The sequence below is a fragment of the Streptococcus pseudopneumoniae genome, assembly GCF_038148955.1.
Taxonomy (GTDB): Bacteria; Bacillota; Bacilli; order Lactobacillales; family Streptococcaceae; genus Streptococcus; species Streptococcus pseudopneumoniae_T.
Map to the genome: position 1 here is coordinate 23989 of NZ_JBBJZY010000004.1, position 16611 is coordinate 40599.

Annotated in this window: 17 protein-coding genes and 3 riboswitches; of the genes, 2 read left to right on the forward strand and 15 right to left on the reverse strand. The window is 40.9% G+C overall.

Translation table 11 applies throughout. The features are described from left to right. Window positions 1–43: 43 nt before the first annotated feature. From spxB to WKI23_RS02300, 4 genes are all read right to left on the reverse strand, one after another. Entirely contained in the window at window positions 44–1819 is a 1776-nt protein-coding gene (spxB, locus tag WKI23_RS02285; RefSeq protein ID WP_368078812.1) for a pyruvate oxidase, read from the reverse strand. A gap of 206 nt (window positions 1820–2025) precedes the next feature. Then, complete coding sequence (locus tag WKI23_RS02290) at window positions 2026–4269, reverse strand: heavy metal translocating P-type ATPase (RefSeq protein ID WP_368078813.1); 2244 nt, start codon at window positions 4267–4269, stop codon at window positions 2026–2028. Window positions 4270–4278: 9 nt separating this feature from the next. After that, a complete protein-coding gene (locus WKI23_RS02295; protein ID WP_175880127.1) occupies window positions 4279–4650 on the reverse strand; it encodes a cupredoxin domain-containing protein in 372 nt (123 codons plus the stop codon). Window positions 4651–4660: 10 nt separating this feature from the next. Beyond that, window positions 4661–5056, reverse strand: a complete 396-nt coding sequence (locus WKI23_RS02300) for a CopY/TcrY family copper transport repressor (protein WP_061439242.1) — start codon at window positions 5054–5056, stop codon at window positions 4661–4663. A gap of 183 nt (window positions 5057–5239) precedes the next feature. Beyond that, a riboswitch (TPP riboswitch) is annotated at window positions 5240–5337 on the forward strand. A gap of 83 nt (window positions 5338–5420) precedes the next feature. Between WKI23_RS02300 and thiD the strand changes: the two genes are divergently transcribed. After that, window positions 5421–6212: a bifunctional hydroxymethylpyrimidine kinase/phosphomethylpyrimidine kinase gene (gene thiD / locus WKI23_RS02305; protein ID WP_368078814.1), complete on the forward strand. Its 792-nt coding sequence runs from the start codon at window positions 5421–5423 to the stop codon at window positions 6210–6212. 209 nt (window positions 6213–6421) lie between these two features. Here thiD and thiE (WKI23_RS02310) read toward each other — a convergent pair whose 3' ends face one another. From thiE (WKI23_RS02310) to thiM, 9 genes are all read right to left on the reverse strand, one after another. Beyond that, a complete protein-coding gene (gene thiE, locus WKI23_RS02310; RefSeq protein WP_368078815.1) occupies window positions 6422–7054 on the reverse strand; it encodes a thiamine phosphate synthase in 633 nt (210 codons plus the stop codon). Then, entirely contained in the window at window positions 7047–7850 is an 804-nt protein-coding gene (locus WKI23_RS02315) for a hydroxyethylthiazole kinase (RefSeq protein WP_368078816.1), read from the reverse strand. The genes thiE (WKI23_RS02310) and WKI23_RS02315 overlap by 8 nt, the downstream gene beginning before the upstream one ends. Continuing rightward, a complete protein-coding gene (gene thiW / locus WKI23_RS02320) occupies window positions 7850–8374 on the reverse strand; it encodes an energy coupling factor transporter S component ThiW (RefSeq protein ID WP_023933981.1) in 525 nt (174 codons plus the stop codon). Before thiW ends, WKI23_RS02315 begins: the two co-directional genes overlap by 1 nt. Before the next feature lie 4 nt (window positions 8375–8378). Further along, window positions 8379–9071: a thiaminase II gene (gene tenA, locus WKI23_RS02325; protein WP_368078817.1), complete on the reverse strand. Its 693-nt coding sequence runs from the start codon at window positions 9069–9071 to the stop codon at window positions 8379–8381. 10 nt (window positions 9072–9081) lie between these two features. Next, window positions 9082–9732, reverse strand: a complete 651-nt coding sequence (locus WKI23_RS02330; protein WP_368078818.1) for an energy-coupling factor transporter transmembrane component T — start codon at window positions 9730–9732, stop codon at window positions 9082–9084. A gap of 1 nt (window position 9733) precedes the next feature. After that, entirely contained in the window at window positions 9734–11119 is a 1386-nt protein-coding gene (locus tag WKI23_RS02335) for an ABC transporter ATP-binding protein (RefSeq protein WP_368078819.1), read from the reverse strand. Then, window positions 11120–11680, reverse strand: a complete 561-nt coding sequence (locus WKI23_RS02340) for an ECF transporter S component (RefSeq protein WP_368078820.1) — start codon at window positions 11678–11680, stop codon at window positions 11120–11122. It lies immediately after the preceding gene. A gap of 156 nt (window positions 11681–11836) precedes the next feature. Continuing rightward, window positions 11837–11925: riboswitch (TPP riboswitch) on the reverse strand. A 208-nt stretch (window positions 11926–12133) separates the two neighbouring features. Continuing rightward, window positions 12134–12763 (reverse strand): thiamine phosphate synthase, encoded by a 630-nt coding sequence (gene thiE, locus WKI23_RS02345; RefSeq protein WP_368078821.1) that lies wholly within the window; start codon window positions 12761–12763, stop codon window positions 12134–12136. Between the two features lies 1 nt (window position 12764). Beyond that, the gene (thiM, locus tag WKI23_RS02350; RefSeq protein ID WP_368078822.1) at window positions 12765–13547 is read right to left on the reverse strand and encodes a hydroxyethylthiazole kinase; all 783 of its coding nucleotides are present in this window, start codon (window positions 13545–13547) and stop codon (window positions 12765–12767) included. 100 nt (window positions 13548–13647) lie between these two features. Here thiM and WKI23_RS02355 point away from each other — a divergent pair, with 100 nt between their 5' ends. Then, window positions 13648–13839, forward strand: a complete 192-nt coding sequence (locus WKI23_RS02355; RefSeq protein ID WP_368078823.1) for a hypothetical protein — start codon at window positions 13648–13650, stop codon at window positions 13837–13839. Window positions 13840–13871: 32 nt separating this feature from the next. Here the strand turns inward: WKI23_RS02355 and WKI23_RS02360 are convergent, their stop codons facing one another. Further along, window positions 13872–14540, reverse strand: a complete 669-nt coding sequence (locus tag WKI23_RS02360; protein WP_368078824.1) for a TenA family protein — start codon at window positions 14538–14540, stop codon at window positions 13872–13874. Between the two features lie 216 nt (window positions 14541–14756). After that, a riboswitch (TPP riboswitch) is annotated at window positions 14757–14845 on the reverse strand. A gap of 148 nt (window positions 14846–14993) precedes the next feature. Further along, on the reverse strand, window positions 14994–16130 hold the full coding sequence (gene lctO, locus WKI23_RS02365) for an L-lactate oxidase (protein WP_173253624.1): 1137 nt from the start codon (window positions 16128–16130) through the stop codon (window positions 14994–14996). Window positions 16131–16611: the final 481 nt, after the last annotated feature.

Genomic DNA, 16611 nt, shown 5'->3' on the forward strand with positions numbered 1-16611 from the left:
AAAAGATCGGATTGCTCCGATCTTTTTAAGTTCCACGAAGGAATTATTTAATTGCGCGTGATTGCAACCCTTCTTCTTCCAAGAAGAGGCGGAATGGTACGAGTTCTTCTGCTTCGTATTTTTCCTTAAAGGCTTTGATAGCTTCTTCTGAGTGTTGTTTTGGATCCAACTCAAGTACTTCTACTGGAAGTGGACGGTGTGGAGTGATGCGAGCATCGATAACAACAGTTTTACCTTCTTTGTTCAATTTAACAGCTTCTGCAACAACTGCATCGATGTCTTCGATACGGTCAACTGTAAATCCAACAGCTCCTTGAGCTTCAGCGATTTTCGCATAGTCAGCATTAGGGAAGTCACAACCAAACAAGTGTTTGTTTGTGTCTTCGTATTTGTCCTTGATGAAGGCATATTTACCATTTGAGAAGACAACGTTGATAACTGGAAGGTCGTATTGAACGTTTGTGATAACGTCTGGGTAGCACATGTTGAATGCACCGTCACCCATGATGTTCCATACTTGGCGATCTGGATTATCTTTCTTAGCAGCGATACCACCAGGAAGGGCAATACCCATTGTCGCAAAGAGTGGAGATGTACGCCACATGTTCTTAGGTGTCATGTGAAGGTGACGAGTAGATGTTTGAGTAGTGTCACCTACGTCGATTGAGTAGATAGCGTCTTGATCAGCATGTTTGTTGATTGCATTGTAAACTTGATACAATTGCAATTCACCCTCAGTTTTACCTTCGATTTTGTTCATGTAATCACGCCAGTTTTGGTTGTTCTTAACGTTTGCACGCCACCATGGAGTAGATTCAACTGGGTTCACTTTGTCAAGGATAGCTTTAGCTGCTTGACCTGCGTCACCAAGGATTGAAGCGTCAAGGGCGTGACGTTTACCAAGTTTGTAAGGGTCGATATCCACTTGGATGAATTTTTCAGTATTCTTGAATGCTTCGTAAACTTCAGCAAATGGGAAGTTTGAACCAAGGAAAAGAACTGTGTCTGCTTCAAAGACCACTTCGTTGGCTGGTTTCCAACCAACACGGTAAGCAGAACCTGTCAAACCTTCATAGTTCCATTCGAAAGCTTCAAAGTTTTTACCAGTTGTGATGATTGGTGCTTTGATTTTACGTGACAATTCAGTAATCACTTCACCAGCTTTAACACCACCGTAACCAGCATAAATAACTGGACGTTCAGCATTGTTCAAGATTTCAACAGCTTTATCGATTTCAACTTCGTTCATAGCAGGAGCGATAAATGAACGCTCGTATGAACCTGAACCGTAGTATGAGTTTTCGTCGATTTCTTGGAAACCGAAGTTTACTGGGATTTCAACAACAGCTGGACCTTTTTTAGAAACTGCAGCACGGCAAGCTTCGTCAATTACTTTTGGCAATTGCTCAGCGTAAGCTACACGTTTGTTATATACAGCGATACCGTTGTACATTGGGTTTTGGTTCAATTCTTGGAAAGCATCCATGTTGAGTTCGTTAACTGGACGTGATCCAAGGATTGCTAGGAATGGAGTGTTATCCATAGCTGCATCGTAAACACCGTTAATCAAGTGAGTCGCACCTGGACCACCTGAACCAACTGCAACCCCGATTGAGCCGCCGAATTTAGCTTGCATAACCGCTGCAAGAGCACCTGTTTCTTCGTGGCGAACTTGCAAGAAGCGGATATCTTTGTCTTCAGCCAAAGCGTCCATCAATGAGCTGAGTGTTCCTGATGGGATACCGTAGATTGTGTCTACGCCCCATGTTTTCAATACGTTAAGCATTGCTGCAGATGCAGTAATTTTCCCTTGAGTCATAGTGATAACTCTCCTTCAATTTTTTTAGGCTTGGAGAATACGATTACATAGAATTGGAAACGTTCTCCAAACTTTTACTATTCCACTGTATCATATTTATCTTGACTTTTCTAAAAATCTGCTCAAAACTCTCTATTCTCTATTCTAATACAGTTTTGAAAATGCTGCCATTCCTGTTTTATAACAAAGAAATCTAGTCATTACTTTTAGTCTATTTTAGTAAAGTTTAAGAGAAGGGAACTGGTCAGAACGGATACAGAACTAAAGGCCATGGCTAGACCTGCCAGTTCTGGGTTGAGGGCCAGTCCAACACCTGAAAAGACTCCTGCTGCTATCGGAATTCCGACAACATTGTAAATAAAGGCCCAGAAAAGATTGAGCAGAATACGATGAAAAGTTTTCTTACTCATATCAAAGGCACGCACCACTCCTAAGAGGTTATTGGTTGTCAACACTAAATCTGCTGACTCGATAGCGATATCTGTTCCAGCTCCCATAGCAATTCCCACATCTGCTACACTGAGGGCAGGAGCATCATTGATACCGTCCCCAACAAAGGCTACTTTGCCAGCCACTTGTAGTTTATGGATTTCATGGGCTTTTTCTTCTGGCAAGACACCTGCAATGACCTCTTCGATTCCGATTTGATCTGCAATAGCACGCGCTACACCTGCATTATCTCCTGTCAGCATGACTGTTTTAAGGCCACGCTTTTTCAACTGACTGATGGCTAGCTTAGCATTTTCCTTGGGAATATCTTGCAAAGCAAGCAAGCCTTTGATTTCATTGTCAACAGCCAAAAACACAACTGTCTTAGCTTCTTTTTCCAGTTCTTCTAGTTTATCTTGATAAGTGCTAGAAATATCCATGCCATCCAGCATTTTAGCATTTCCAAGTAAAACTTGTTTTCCATTGATTTTCCCTGAAACACCTCTTCCGTGCAAGGCTTGGAAATTTTCAACAGTTTGAAACTCAAGTCCAGTTTCAGTCGCTCGTTTCACAACGGCCTCAGCCAATGGGTGTTGGGAAGCTTCTTCCAAGGAGGCTGCCAATCCAAGCACTTCTACTTCGTCGCCGATGATATCTGTGACCACAGGTTTTCCTTCCGTCAAGGTCCCTGTTTTATCAAAGACAAGAGTTTGGACTTTCTGGATTTCCTGTAGAACCATTCCATTTTTGAGGAGAACTCCCATCTTGGCACTGCGTCCTGTCCCCACCATAAGGGCTGTCGGTGTTGCAAGACCCAAGGCACAAGGACAGGCAATAATCAAAACAGCCACCCCATAGAGAAGAGAAGAGACAAAACTCGCTCCAAGCACGACTACACTATCCCTGAGCAAGACAAACCAAACCCAAAAGGTCACAATCCCTAAAATGACAACTGCTGGGACAAAAATGCCTGAAATTTTATCCGTCAAATCCTGAATCGGTGCACGACTGGTTTGAGCTTTCTTCACAAAGTCTACAATCTGAGCCAAAACAGTCTCTGAACCAACTTTTTCTGCTCTAAAAACAAGTGTTCCACTATTATTGATGGTTGAACCAATGACGGTATCTCCAACTGTCTTGTCCACAGGCAGACTCTCACCTGTCACCATAGACTCATCAATACTAGAGATACCTTCTACTACGACACCATCAACCGCAATCTTTTCACCGGGACGCACTCGAATCAGGTCACCTACCTTGACTTGCTCCAAAGGGACTTGAACATAGTTATCCTCACGCAAGACTTCTGCAGTTTTAGCCTGCAAGTCAAGTAATTTCTCCACAGCTTGGGAAGTATTTTTCCGCATTTTCTCCTCAAAAACAGCTCCCATAAGAACGAAGAAGAAGATAAATGCAGCACTTTCAAAGTAAACGGGGAGATCAGCGAAGAGGGCAACTAAGCTATAGAAATAGGCCACTAGGGTTCCCAGAGCAACCAAGGTATCCATGTTGGCATTGTGCTTTTTAAAACTAGCCCAAGCACTTTGGATATAAGGACCACCTGCTACTAGCATAATCGGTGTTGTGGCTAAAAAGGTGCCCCAACGCATGACTTGGTGACTAATTCCTCCTGTCGACATCCCAATCATGAGAATCACAAGAGGCACAGTAAAGATACTAGTAATCCAAAAACGCTGTAAAAGGGATAGAGATTTTCGAGTCTTCTCAACTACGGTATAACTCCCCTTTTGCATCTTCATGCCACAAGAAAATTCATGTTGGCCTAATTCTTGAGGTGTAAAACGAATGACTTTCTCCTCATCTACGCCGATTGGTTCTAAGATGCCTTCTTCTTCAAACAGAATTTCCTTATAACAGTTTGAAGGTGTCACACGGTGAAAGGTAATCTCAGCAGGAACTCCTTTTTGCAGTTGAATGTGGGCTGGATGATAGCCTTTGTCTGCCGTGATACGGATTTTTTGAACACCATTTTCAAGACTTGCTTTTACAATTTCAGTCATATCATTCTCCTATTCTACAATCATCTTACCGTGCATCATATTCATGCCACAAGAGAAACCATACTCTCCAACCTGCTCAGGCGTGATTTCCACTACATACTCTTCACCCATAGGTAGGTCTGCATGTACACCAAAATCTGGAAAGACAATTTGGTCCAGACAGGGTGAAGGATCCTTACGGTCAAAGACAATGCGAGCTGGCACTGATTTCTTGAGGATAATCAACTCAGGCGTATAGCCTCCCATGACCTCCACTCGAATCTCTTGGTAGCCCTTTTTTTGCTGGGCCTTTTGTCCAGATTTTTCAGGCTTTTTGAAAAACCAAAACAAGATAAACGCGATAAGGGCAATACAAACAATGGTTACAATACTATTTAACATGACGTCTCCTTTACATACAATTACATTTTACTTCTGTCACAGCGTTTGATTTCTTCTCAGAAATCACAGCTTCCAAGTCTTCCAAGTCGGCCTGAGTAAAATCACATTCAGCAATCAAATCAGCCAACAAGTTCTTAATCCTACGAGAACAAACCTTGTCCTTGATATCTTGGACAAGTAAATCCCGACTTTGGTCCAAAGTTAAAAGAGCTGAATAAACAAAGGACTTGCCTTCTTTTTTCCTTGTCAGACACTCTTTCTCAACCAAACGAGCCAAAAGAGTCTGAATGGTCGACTTGGACCAGTCGAACCGCTCAGCCAGAACCCTGATTAAATCCGTACTGGTCTGCTCTCCTTGCATCCAAATAATCTTCATGACCTGCCATTCTGCATCTGAAATCTGCATAATCACACCTCCTAAATCTACATTTGTCAATTACAGTTATTAGTATACCCCTAAAATCTACATTTGTCAATTATAAAATCAATCTTTTCTTTAAAAAATAGAATTCTAATCATTTGAAAAACGATTTGCAGTCAAATATTACTATATAAACAATAAAAATATGCTATACTAAAGAAAAAAGAAAACAACCACTAGGGGTGCGTAAAGCTGAGATTAACAACTGTTAGACCCTTTGACTCAATCTAGGTAATGCTAGCTGATGGAAGTGGAAATGATAATGTGGACTAGCAGTCTTCTATTACCTTTCTAAAACAGACCAGCTTGTTCTTAAGAATACAAACTTCAGTTGGTTGGGAGGTTTTAGATGACTTATTTACCCGTTGCTTTGACCATTGCAGGGACTGACCCTAGTGGCGGTGCTGGCATTATGGCTGATTTAAAGTCATTCCAAGCGAGAGATGTCTATGGAATGGCCGTTGTAACCAGTCTTGTCGCTCAAAATACCAGAGGCGTTCAATTGATTGAGCACGTTTCTCCTCAAATGTTGAAAGCCCAATTGGACAGTGTCTTTTCTGATATTCCACCTCAGGCTGTAAAAACTGGAATGTTGGCAACTACCGAAATCATGGAAATCATCCAGCCCTATCTTAAAAAGCTGGATTGTCCCTATGTTTTAGATCCAGTTATGGTAGCGACTAGCGGAGATGCCTTGATCGACTCAAGTGCTAGAGACTATCTCAAAACAAACTTACTACCTCTAGCAACGATTATTACGCCAAATCTTCCTGAGGCAGAAGAGATTGTTGGTTTTTCAATCCATGACCCCGAAGACATGCAGCGTGCCGGTCGCCTGATTTTAAAAGAATTTGGTCCTCAGTCTGTTGTTATCAAAGGTGGCCATCTCGAAGGCGGTGCTAAGGATTTCCTCTTTACCAAGGATGAGCAATTTGTCTGGGAAAGCCCAAGAATTCAAACCTGTCACACCCATGGTACTGGGTGTACCTTTGCTGCAGTGATTACGGCTGAACTAGCCAAGGGAAAAAGCCTTTATCAGGCAGTTGATAAGGCCAAGGCCTTTATCACAAAAGCTATTCAAGATGCTCCTCAACTTGGTCATGGTTCTGGCCCAGTCAACCATACAAGCTTTAAAGATTAAGAAAAAACTCTCTAGTTCCCACTTTAAGGGAATTAGAGAGTTTTTATACTCTTCGAAAATCTCTTCAAACTACGTCAGCTTCCATCTGCAACCTCAAAACACTGTTTTGAGCTGACTTCATCAGTCTTATCTAAAACCTCAAGGCAGGGCTTTGAGCAACCTGCGCGACTAGCTTCCTAGTTTGCTCTTTGATTTTCATTGAGTATTAGTTAGGAAATAATGTCATGCAACTTTGTTAAAAAGGCTTGCGTTTTTGCCTCTATATCTTCTGCCTGCATCAAATCACGCACTACAGCTACTCCAGCTATGCCAGCGCCAATAAGCTGGTCAATGTTCTCTGAAGTCAAGCCTCCAATAGCAACTACTGGAATGGCAACCGTTTGGCAAATTGTTTTCAAGGTTGAAATCAGGGTGATGGGTGCATTTTCCTTGGTCGTAGTCGGGAAAATGGCTCCTGTCCCTAAGTAATCCGCACCTCCTTCTTCTGCCTCGAGGGCTCTTTTTACAGTTTTAGCAGTGACACCGAGAATTTTTTCAGGGCCCAAGACTTGTCGAGCAACCGAAACTGGTAGTTCATCGTCTCCGATATGCAGACCAGCAGCATCAACCGCAAGACAAACATCCAAACGATCATCGATTATCAAGGGTACCTGATAGGCATCTGTTATTTCCTTGACTTCTTTTGCCAGTTGATAATATTGATTGGTTGTAATATTTTTTTCTCGCAATTGGACTATGGTAACCCCTGAACGGCAAGCCGTCTCAACCTTTTCAAGAAAGCTTTCCACGGAATCTTGGTAGCGATTGGTTACCAGATACAGTCTAAGCGCCTCTCTATTCATAAACCTCTCCTTTGATAGTATCTAGCCAGTTTTCATCTCTTTTGAGGAGCGAAAGCTGATTGAGTACTTGGTAACGAAAATCTTCCAATCCCATCCCTTGAACAACTATTCTCTCAGCAGAGATATTGAGATAAGAGACTGCTAAGCAGGAAGCTTCAAAGCCAGGCATTCCTTGGCTGAGAAAAACAGCTGTCAAGGCTCCAACCAAATCTCCTGTCCCTGTTATCCAGTCTAATTCTGCACAGCCATTTCCCAGTACAGCGACCTGATTCTTCGAAACGATGAGGTCCTGGGGGCCTGTGACTAAGAATGACATACCTGTATAGGTCTGACACCAGTCTTTCAAGACTTGAAGTAAATCCTCAGTTTCTTGGTCTTTAGAACTCGCATCGACCCCAACTCCATGGTGTTTTAAGCCAACAAGACTTCGAATTTCCGACATATTTCCTTTAAGGACTGTGGGCTTGTATTCTAAAAGATCTCTGACTAGTCCCTTACGAATGGGTGACGCTGATACACCAACCGCATCTACTACCATTGGGAGAGAAACTTGAGCTGCATACGAAGCTGCCATACGGATAGCTTTTTCCTTCTCAGCTGACAAATGCCCCAAATTGATGAAGAGTGTCTGGCTTTGCTTAGTAAAATCAAGAACCTCACGGGGATCATCTGCCATAACTGGTTTACATCCCAGAGCCAAAATCCCATTTGCCAATATCTCACAAGAAATCTCATTGGTAATGCAGTGAATGAGGGAAGTCGTTCCAAGAGGGAAAGGATTTGTAAATGCCTGCATCAGTCTATCCTCTCACCAAAGAAATATCCCTGCACTTTTTTAAAGAATTCCTGCTTGATTAAAAATCGAAAGGCAATAAAGGAAATCGCTGTACCAATCAAGGTTGCTCCGAAAAATCGAGGAGTGTAGATAAACCAGCTAAGCTTAGCAGCCGATCCTGTAAAGAGTACCATAACAGGATAGGAAACAATAGAACCAATAATACCTGTTCCCAAAATCTCTCCTAGAGCGGAATAATGAAATTTTCGACCATACTTATAAAAGAGACCTGCAAGGAGGGCTCCAAAAGTCGCTCCTGTGAGAGCTAAAGGCGGAATCCCTTGAGTCGTCATACGGATAAAGGCTGTCACTGTAGCCATAGCCAAGGCATAAACAGGTCCCATCATGATTCCTGCTAGAATATTGACTACACTGGACATCGGTGCCATTCCCTCAATCCGAAAGATAGGCGTAAGGACTACATCAAGGGCAATCATCATGGATAAAATGGTTAATTTGTGAACTTGCAATTGGTGCTTTCTCATGTTTCTATTCTTCTCCTGTTTCTAAAGACTGTAAATCGCTCTTCCATGTCTGGTGTTGATAGGCCATTTCCCAAAACTTGGCTTCCATATGAACACTGATGTGGAAGGCATCTAGCATTTTTTTCTTGTCTGTCTCGTCACTTTCTCGATAGAGCTGATTGACCAGCGCTCCCTCCTCTCTGATCTGTTGCTCTAACTCATCCGTAATATAAGTTTCAATCCATTGTTGGTAGAGAGGATTTGGTGATGGTTTAAGATTAAGTGATTTGCCTATATCATGATATAACCAAGGACAAGGCAGCAAACTTGCAAAAGCGATGGCTAAGTTAGGTTCTGCAAATTGCCTATAAATATGAGAAATGTAATGATAGCAGGTTGGAGCGATTGGATGTTGCTCCATTTCTTGGTCGCTGATTTCCAATTCCTTGAAAAATTGTTGGCGGATAAACAACTCACCCTCCACTAGACTCTGAGCATTTTGTTTCAAGAGTCTTTTCATCTCTTGGTTTGAAGTCTTATCAGCCAAAAGGTGATAGATTTCTGAGAAGGCCTTCAGATAGTAGGCATCCTGAATCAGGTAATAGCGGAAAATGGCAGGTTCTAAATTCCCCTCTTGTAATTGTAAAATAAAGGGATGATGAAAGGAAGCCTGCCAAGCTTCCTTGGATAATTCCATCGCAATATCTGTAAATTCCATAATAACTCCTTTATAAAAATAGACTGGTTTGAAGCAATAAAAAGAAAAGCAGGTAGATTAATTTTGTTTTTTTAGGAATATAAAAAGTCCGATAGCTATTCTTCAACTGTGCATGTTCGTCATATCCATGCGCCGACAGGGCTCTCAGGTAAAGATGGCGCCACCTAAAGACTGTCATCAGAACCTTGCTGTAAATCAAGGGCGACCAAAAATGCAGTTCTTGACCACGTAATAGGCAAGCTTCTTTTAGGGACTTGATTTCTTGCTGAATAAGGGGAAAGGAATTGAATACCACAATCAAGGCATAGGCCCAAGAGCGTGATAACCCCTTTTGAGCCAAGTACAAAAGAAGCTCTTTTAGGGAAATAGAGGAAACAAAGACAAGACCAATACAAACGGTCACAAAGGCCCTCGTTCCAAGCATGACTGCCTGCGAAGCATCTCCATGTAACTGAACTGCCCAGTAGTTGGCAAAGGATGGCAAAATGGCAAGCAGAATCATCCAAGCCAATACTTTAAATCGACGGTAATAGAGCATAAAGAGAATACAAAATGCGACTACCGAAAGATTCAGAGCAATCGAAGGAATGAAAGATGTTTCCAAGGATAAAATCAGCAAGAAGAGACTGATAATCGGTGTCTTAGTTGCTACTTTGACCATACTATCTCACCTCCCCTTGGGTATTGCTACTCTGAGATATGAGTGGTTTGGTAATTGTCACTGCTTTCACATGACTGAGACCCTGACTAGTCATCTCAATCCAATAATCAACCACAGAGATCAAGGGATCTAAACGATGGCTAATGATCAGAAAACTTCTTCCTTGATTTCTCTCCTCCACAATCCACTGACAAAAATAATGGCAAGCTCTATCATCCAAACCTGCAAAAGGTTCATCTAGCAAGATCACAGATGCCTTACTAGTCAAGATGGTCAAGAGCTGAAGAATCTTTTGCTGACCACCACTTAATTGATAAGGACTCTTATCGAGTGCCTGCTCCAGATCAAAATATCGTAAAGCTTGGAGTATCCGCTGATTTCTTTCAGAATCAGGTTCATCTACTTGAAGTTCCTCTCGCAGACTGACTCGGATAAACTGTTTCTCAGCTTCCTGAACAACACCCGTCAGGTCACGGTACAAACTCTTTTTCTTTTTCAGGACTGTCCCCTTCCAGGTAATGCGCCCCTTATACTTTTGAAATTGAAGAATAGACCGAAAGAGGGTCGATTTCCCGACACCATTATCACCCAAAATACAGGAGATTCCTTGGTAGAATGTAAAATCCGCAATTGAAAAGAGGGGGCGATGATCCAGCTCACAAGTCGTTCGATCCATATGGAACAGTTCTGGGCTAGAAGCAACATCCTTTGAAGCAACCTGTGTCATCTCAGAGGTAGGGATTTGAAACACTTCCCTTAGTTGTCCGTCTCTTAGCTCCACCATATGGTCGATATAGGCTTCATAATCAGATAAATCATGGTCGCACAAAATAACTGTCTTCCCATTAGAGGTCAACTCTTTTAGAATCTCCAATATCTCGATTCTACTCTTGCGGTCAATGGAAGCAAAGGGCTCATCTAAGAGATAGACCTTAGGATTCATAGCAAAGAGAACAGCCAAAGCAGCCTTTTGCTTTTCTCCACCTGATAAGTGATGGATGGGACGGTGCAAGATCTTCTCACAGCGACATTGTCGAACCACCTCTGCTATTTTTGAATCAATTTCCTGAAGGTGATAGCCTATATTCTCCAAGGTAAAAATCAGCTCCTCAAACAAGTTCTCCATGGTAAATTGATGATTGGGATTTTGAAAGAGAATACCAACCGTCTGGACACGTTCGACGATAGAAAGCTGACTGACCTCGCTCTCATCTATCAAAACTTGACCACTATAGGGAAGAGAACTAACTTGGGCAATAACTTGAAAGAGGCTCGATTTTCCAGACCCACTACTCCCAACTAACAAGGTAAAGGATTGCTCATGAAAAGTAAAATCAATCGGTTCCGAAAAAATTGGGGACTGAATCTCCCGTAATTCCAGCCCCATCTATGCTTTTCCTCCAGCGGCAAACTGATGATAGAGTTTGACAATGGCACGAACCAAGATGGTACAGAAGAAATAAACAGAAATAAAACGTACCACAAGCAAGGAAAGGACAAACGGAAGTGAAAAGGCATAGTAACCTAACTTAATGTATTCATAGATAAAGCTAACAAGCGTAATCCCAATACTATTGGCAGTTAGAGAGAGCCAACTTTCATAGCGATTCTTGGTTACGATAAAACCAAGTTCACTTCCCAAACCTTGAACCAAGCCAGACAAAAGGGCACCTAGACCGAATTGGCTACCATAAAGGACTTCAGCAAGCGCAGCTAGCACTTCTCCAATCGTTGCACTTCCGACTCTCGGAACAAAGATGGCAGCAATGGGCGCAGCCATACACCAGAGTCCAAAGAGGATTTCATTGGCAAAAGCCTGTAAACCAAGAGGTGTTAAGAGTAGGCTGAGAATATTATACACATATCCTGAACCAACGAAAACCCCACCAAAAAAGATAGACAAGAAAGCAAGCAAGATAACATCTTTTAACTGCCATTTTTTCAACATAAAAAACTCCTTTTTTAAAGAAAAGTGGGGCACTCAAGGTGAGCTACCAAAAGGCTTTATATCACCTTCATCCAGTTTCGTAAAAGAAAAAACTCTAATTACAGATAGGAATTAGAGTTTAGCTTACAAGATTAGACCGTTCTTTTCGACATACGAAAAAAACATTTCACATTTCCCTTCGCCAGTATTAACTGTATCAGGTTCAATGGGTATCATCTCAGCCTAAAGCACCCCAAATGTCTTTATTATTTAATTATGTGATTATTATAACACACATTTTATACTAGTTCAAGAAATTGAACTGGAAATATAGCCTTGCACTCACAAAGACAGCAGATCTTTCTTTTGCAAAAAACAAATGACCTGTTTGATGAATTAGCCATTCAAGATGAATCCGGACATAGCTTTTTAAAAAAGGAAAATCCTACTTACTTAGAATCCAAGGATAGATATCTATTGTTCACTCATTTCCCGAACAGTTTTTTCTATATTTTTTGCATACGATATTGCTGAAATGATTGAAACGCCGTCAACATTGGTCTTCATAATGTCTTTAATATGTTGCGTCTGTATCCCACCAATTGCAACTAAGGGCATTTGTGGCAATAGCTTTCTCATGACTTCAAGTCCTTCATAGCCTATAGCGCCACCAGCATCATCCTTTGACTGGGTATCAAATACAGGACCAACACCAACATAATCTACATATTCAACTTTTGACTGTTGAAATTCTTTCTCGTTTTTTATAGAAAGACCAATTATTTTATCTGGCATCAATTTTCTAATTTCATCAACTCCAAGGTCATCTTGTCCTACATGTACGCCATCAGCGTCTATTTCTAATGCTAACTCAATATCATCATTAACAATAAACGGAACATTGTATTTTTTACAAAGATCCTGGAGTTTAATTGCTACTTCGACTTTTTCTTTACCTTCTAAGGCTCCCTCACCTTTTTCACGGAATTGAAATAGGGTTATACCACCTTTTAAGGCTTCCTCGACGACTCTATATAAATCTTTTCCTTGGCAAGTAGTCGTTCCACAAATAAAATATAGTTTTAGTAATTCTTTATGAAACATCTTACTTCACTCTTTTTAATTCCTTTACATCTTCATCTGTAATCTCATATAAGGCATTTATAAATTCAACTTTAAATGTTCCAGGAAGATGTCCATTTGGACGTTTTTCTGCCATTTCTCCAGCGATATTATAAACCAACATTGCTGTTTCTAATGATTTCAATTCTTGACCTTTTTCTAGTCCGATAAAGCTTGCTACTACAGCACCTAATAAGCATCCAGTTCCAATAACTTTTGGCATCATGGCACTACCATTATGAATCGTTACCACTTCTCCATTAACCGCAATCGCATCAACTTCTCCAGTCACTACTATTGGAATATGAAACTTAGCGTTGGCTGCTAGAGCAATCTCATCAATATTATCCACACCAGCACTATCTACTCCTTTAGATGCCACATTTATACCTACTAAAGAAGCAATCTCTCCAGCATTCCCCCTAATCGCAGCTAGTTTGTAATTGTTGATTAAATCATCTGCTACTTTTTTTCTATATTCTCCTGCTCCACAGGCTACAGGATCTAAAACTGCTGGGACATTATATTTTTCAGCAATTTTTAATGCCTCTTGGTACAGCTTCCAATTATCATCCGTTAAAGTCCCAATGTTAATCAATAATCCTCCAGCATACTTTAATAAGTCCTCTAAATCTGCTGGAAACTCACTCATGGCTGGTGAGGCACCTAGTGCTACTAATCCATTTGCTGTGAAATTTTTTACTACATCATTGGTGATACAAATGACCAATGGTGCTTTTTCTTTTAATAATTTTAAACTTGTCATATTGAATTCCTTCCTTTTCACTTTATACGATCTATAGATTTCGATTTATCTCTATCTTTCGTTAAGAAATTTTTCAGTTACATTGAATGATTTATACTCAATGAAAATCAAAGAGCAAACTAGGAAGCTAGCCACAGGTTGCTCAAAACACTGTTTTGAGGTTGTAGATAAGACTGACGAAGTCAGCTCAAAACACTGTTTTGAGGTTGTGGATAGAACTGACGAAGTCAGTAACCATACCTACGGCAAGTTGAAGCTGACGTGGTTTGAAGAGATTTTCGAAGAGTATTAACTCATCAAATTTGTCAGTATCCTGAACTTTCTCTAGGCATCATAACCAATATCAAAAAAGGCTAATTCTAAAGCGACCGCTTTATTCCAGCGTTGCTGAAGTTCTGTCAAATCTTCTCGACCTTTCCCGACACGATTGAGTTCGTCAACCAGAAATTGAACCCACTCTGCAAAGAAAGGACCTCTGTGGAGATTGATCCATTCCGAATGAATATAGGCTTCAGGTAGAGCCAAATCTTTAGAACCCCAGTCTAAATAGAGACCTTCTGCAATGACCAGCATGACCAAAAGATGGGCATAGTCTGATGAAGCCACTGCCGAATACATAAGATCCTGAAAGGCTTTTGTTACAGGGTGCAAGGTCACTTCCAGATAATCATTCTCAGATACTTTTAACTCTTTGAAAGCCTTTTGGAAATAACCATCTTCATCTGCTTCAAGAAAGCCTAGTTGCTTGGCAAAACGAAGTTTGGATTCAAGCTGGTCTGCGTGAGCTACGCAGGCACCCAGCATGGATAAGAAGGCATCAAAGAAGTGATAATCTTGAATTAGGTAGTCTTTTAAGACCTTATTCTTAATTGTCCCTGCAAAAAGTTCCTTGACAAAACGATGATTGACAGCAGCCTGCCAATCCTTCTGACTACTTTTTAATAATTCTCCAACAGTCAAACCTGACTCAAATGCATAAACCTGTGTTTCCATATTTATTTTTCCTCTCTTTACTCCTTAGTAATCAATAAAACACCAAGAGATACCAAGTAAAATCCTAGTTTCACTTGATCCTTTTAAAGAACACCGAGGGCATTTGCAGAGAGCTACCTAAACAAGCCTATCCAGTTTTATATAAACAAAAAAACTCCAATTACAATCAAGAATTAGAGTTGACTTACAAGATTAGATCGTTCATTTCACCATACGAAAAAACTGTTCACATTTCCCTTCGCCAGTCTTAACTGTATCAGGTTCAATGGGTATCATCTCAGCCTAAAGCACCCCAAATGTCTCTATTATTTAATTACTACACCAGTATAGCAAAAAATGAAAGCCCTAGCAAGATATTTGACCGAAAAATATCTTTATATAGTTTTTGATAGCGATTTATTCTTCCAATACACGAAGAAAAACCTCCACATTCAGTGGAGGCAATCTGTTTTATCAATACAATTTTAAGTCGCGGGGGTCAACTGGGAAAGTTGGGTTGTATGGGTTGTGACGGAGTTTGAAGTGTTTAACATCTTCAATAGTCTGAGTTCCAGACAACTGCATGACTGTCTTCAATTCCGCATTCAAGTGTTCAAAGACTTGGCGCACACCGATACTACCACCGAGAGCCAAGCCATAGATAACCGGGCGGCCAATAGCTACCAAGTCTGCTCCTGAGGCCAAGGCTTTAAAGACATGTTGACCACGACGAACACCAGAGTCAAAGACAATTGGCACACGTTTGTCAACTGCTTCTGCTACTTCTTGAAGTGAGTCAAAGGCAGCTGGCCCACCGTCGATTTGGCGGCCACCGTGGTTGGTTACCCAGATACCAGAGGCACCTGCAGCAAGCGAACGTTCAACGTCCTCACGGCATTGTGGTCCCTTGACATACACAGGAAGTCCTGAGTATTCAGCGATAAATTCTACATCACGTGGAGACAAGCGTTGTTTAGCTGATTTGTAAACAAAGTCCATTGATTTACCAGCACCTTCTGGCAGGTATTCTTCAACAATCGGCATGCCAACTGGGAAGACAAAACCATTACGCTTATCAACCTCACGATTGCCCCCTACAGTAGCATCTGCCGTCAAGACAATCGCTTTATAACCTTCAGCTTTCACACGGTCCATGATGTGGCGATTGATTCCATCATCTTTACTAAAGTAAAATTGGAACCAGTGAGGTGTCCCTTGAAGAGCTTCCGTAATTTCTGGAAGATCTACAGTAGAGTAAGAGCTGGTTGTATAAAGAGAACCGAACTCATGAACACCACGCGCAGTCGCCACTTCCCCCTGTTCATTTGCTAATTTATGAGCCGCAACAGGTGCCATAATGATTGGAGAAGATAATTTTTCACCTGCAAATTCAATCTCTGTACTTGGATTTTCTACATTACAAAGTGTATGAGGAACGATGAGTTTGTGGTTAAAGGCGCGGATATTCTCACGTAAAGTGAAAGTATCTTCCGCCCCACTAGCGATATAGCCAAATGCTGCTTTAGGGATAACTTGTTGCGCCATTGGCTCCAAATCATAGGTATTGATGAAATCTACATGCCCTTCTGCATTGCTTGTTTTGTATGACATAAACTGTCCTCCTTGATTAAGTAAGCGTTTGCTTTTTACTATACAACTATAATAACTCTTTTTTCAATCATTTTCAAGAGTTTTGCTTAAAAACCATCTTATTTTTTCATACAATATACTATCCCTACTTTCCTTAAACTCTAAACTTTAGTCTACATTAAGTGAATCGTTGAGATTTTTTGCTGCCAGGCATTTGAACTACTTTTTTATTTGCTGATTCTATCTACTGATACTATAAAAAACAAGTGAATAAGACACCAGAACATCCTCTAATAGGGCCTATGGACTTATATCAGTCCTATATATACTGTTTAAGCAAGATACTATCCTAGTTTCCTATCCCACTTATTAATTTTTTATTTATAGTGAATCTGAACAAATCAATTGGGGGATCCAAGTCAATTTCTAGTACTTTTTGAAAAGTCTTAGCATACTATCGTAAAATGAAATAAAACATGCGCAAATTGATTAGGGAATTTAA

What these genes read in the sequence shown, in the direction of transcription:
- spxB (WP_368078812.1), bottom strand. Translation starts at nt 1,819, where the DNA reads ATGACTCAAGGGAAAATTACTGCATCTGCAGCAATGCTTAACGTATTG.
- WKI23_RS02290 (WP_368078813.1), bottom strand. Translation starts at nt 4,269, where the DNA reads ATGACTGAAATTGTAAAAGCAAGTCTTGAAAATGGTGTTCAAAAAATC.
- WKI23_RS02295 (WP_175880127.1), bottom strand. Translation starts at nt 4,650, where the DNA reads ATGTTAAATAGTATTGTAACCATTGTTTGTATTGCCCTTATCGCGTTT.
- WKI23_RS02300 (WP_061439242.1), bottom strand. Translation starts at nt 5,056, where the DNA reads ATGCAGATTTCAGATGCAGAATGGCAGGTCATGAAGATTATTTGGATG.
- thiD (WP_368078814.1), top strand. Translation starts at nt 5,421, where the DNA reads ATGACTTATTTACCCGTTGCTTTGACCATTGCAGGGACTGACCCTAGT.
- thiE (WP_368078815.1), bottom strand. Translation starts at nt 7,054, where the DNA reads ATGAATAGAGAGGCGCTTAGACTGTATCTGGTAACCAATCGCTACCAA.
- WKI23_RS02315 (WP_368078816.1), bottom strand. Translation starts at nt 7,850, where the DNA reads ATGCAGGCATTTACAAATCCTTTCCCTCTTGGAACGACTTCCCTCATT.
- thiW (WP_023933981.1), bottom strand. Translation starts at nt 8,374, where the DNA reads ATGAGAAAGCACCAATTGCAAGTTCACAAATTAACCATTTTATCCATG.
- tenA (WP_368078817.1), bottom strand. Translation starts at nt 9,071, where the DNA reads ATGGAATTTACAGATATTGCGATGGAATTATCCAAGGAAGCTTGGCAG.
- WKI23_RS02330 (WP_368078818.1), bottom strand. Translation starts at nt 9,732, where the DNA reads ATGGTCAAAGTAGCAACTAAGACACCGATTATCAGTCTCTTCTTGCTG.
- WKI23_RS02335 (WP_368078819.1), bottom strand. Translation starts at nt 11,119, where the DNA reads ATGGGGCTGGAATTACGGGAGATTCAGTCCCCAATTTTTTCGGAACCG.
- WKI23_RS02340 (WP_368078820.1), bottom strand. Translation starts at nt 11,680, where the DNA reads ATGTTGAAAAAATGGCAGTTAAAAGATGTTATCTTGCTTGCTTTCTTG.
- thiE (WP_368078821.1), bottom strand. Translation starts at nt 12,763, where the DNA reads ATGTTTCATAAAGAATTACTAAAACTATATTTTATTTGTGGAACGACT.
- thiM (WP_368078822.1), bottom strand. Translation starts at nt 13,547, where the DNA reads ATGACAAGTTTAAAATTATTAAAAGAAAAAGCACCATTGGTCATTTGT.
- WKI23_RS02355 (WP_368078823.1), top strand. Translation starts at nt 13,648, where the DNA reads ATGAAAATCAAAGAGCAAACTAGGAAGCTAGCCACAGGTTGCTCAAAA.
- WKI23_RS02360 (WP_368078824.1), bottom strand. Translation starts at nt 14,540, where the DNA reads ATGGAAACACAGGTTTATGCATTTGAGTCAGGTTTGACTGTTGGAGAA.
- lctO (WP_173253624.1), bottom strand. Translation starts at nt 16,130, where the DNA reads ATGTCATACAAAACAAGCAATGCAGAAGGGCATGTAGATTTCATCAAT.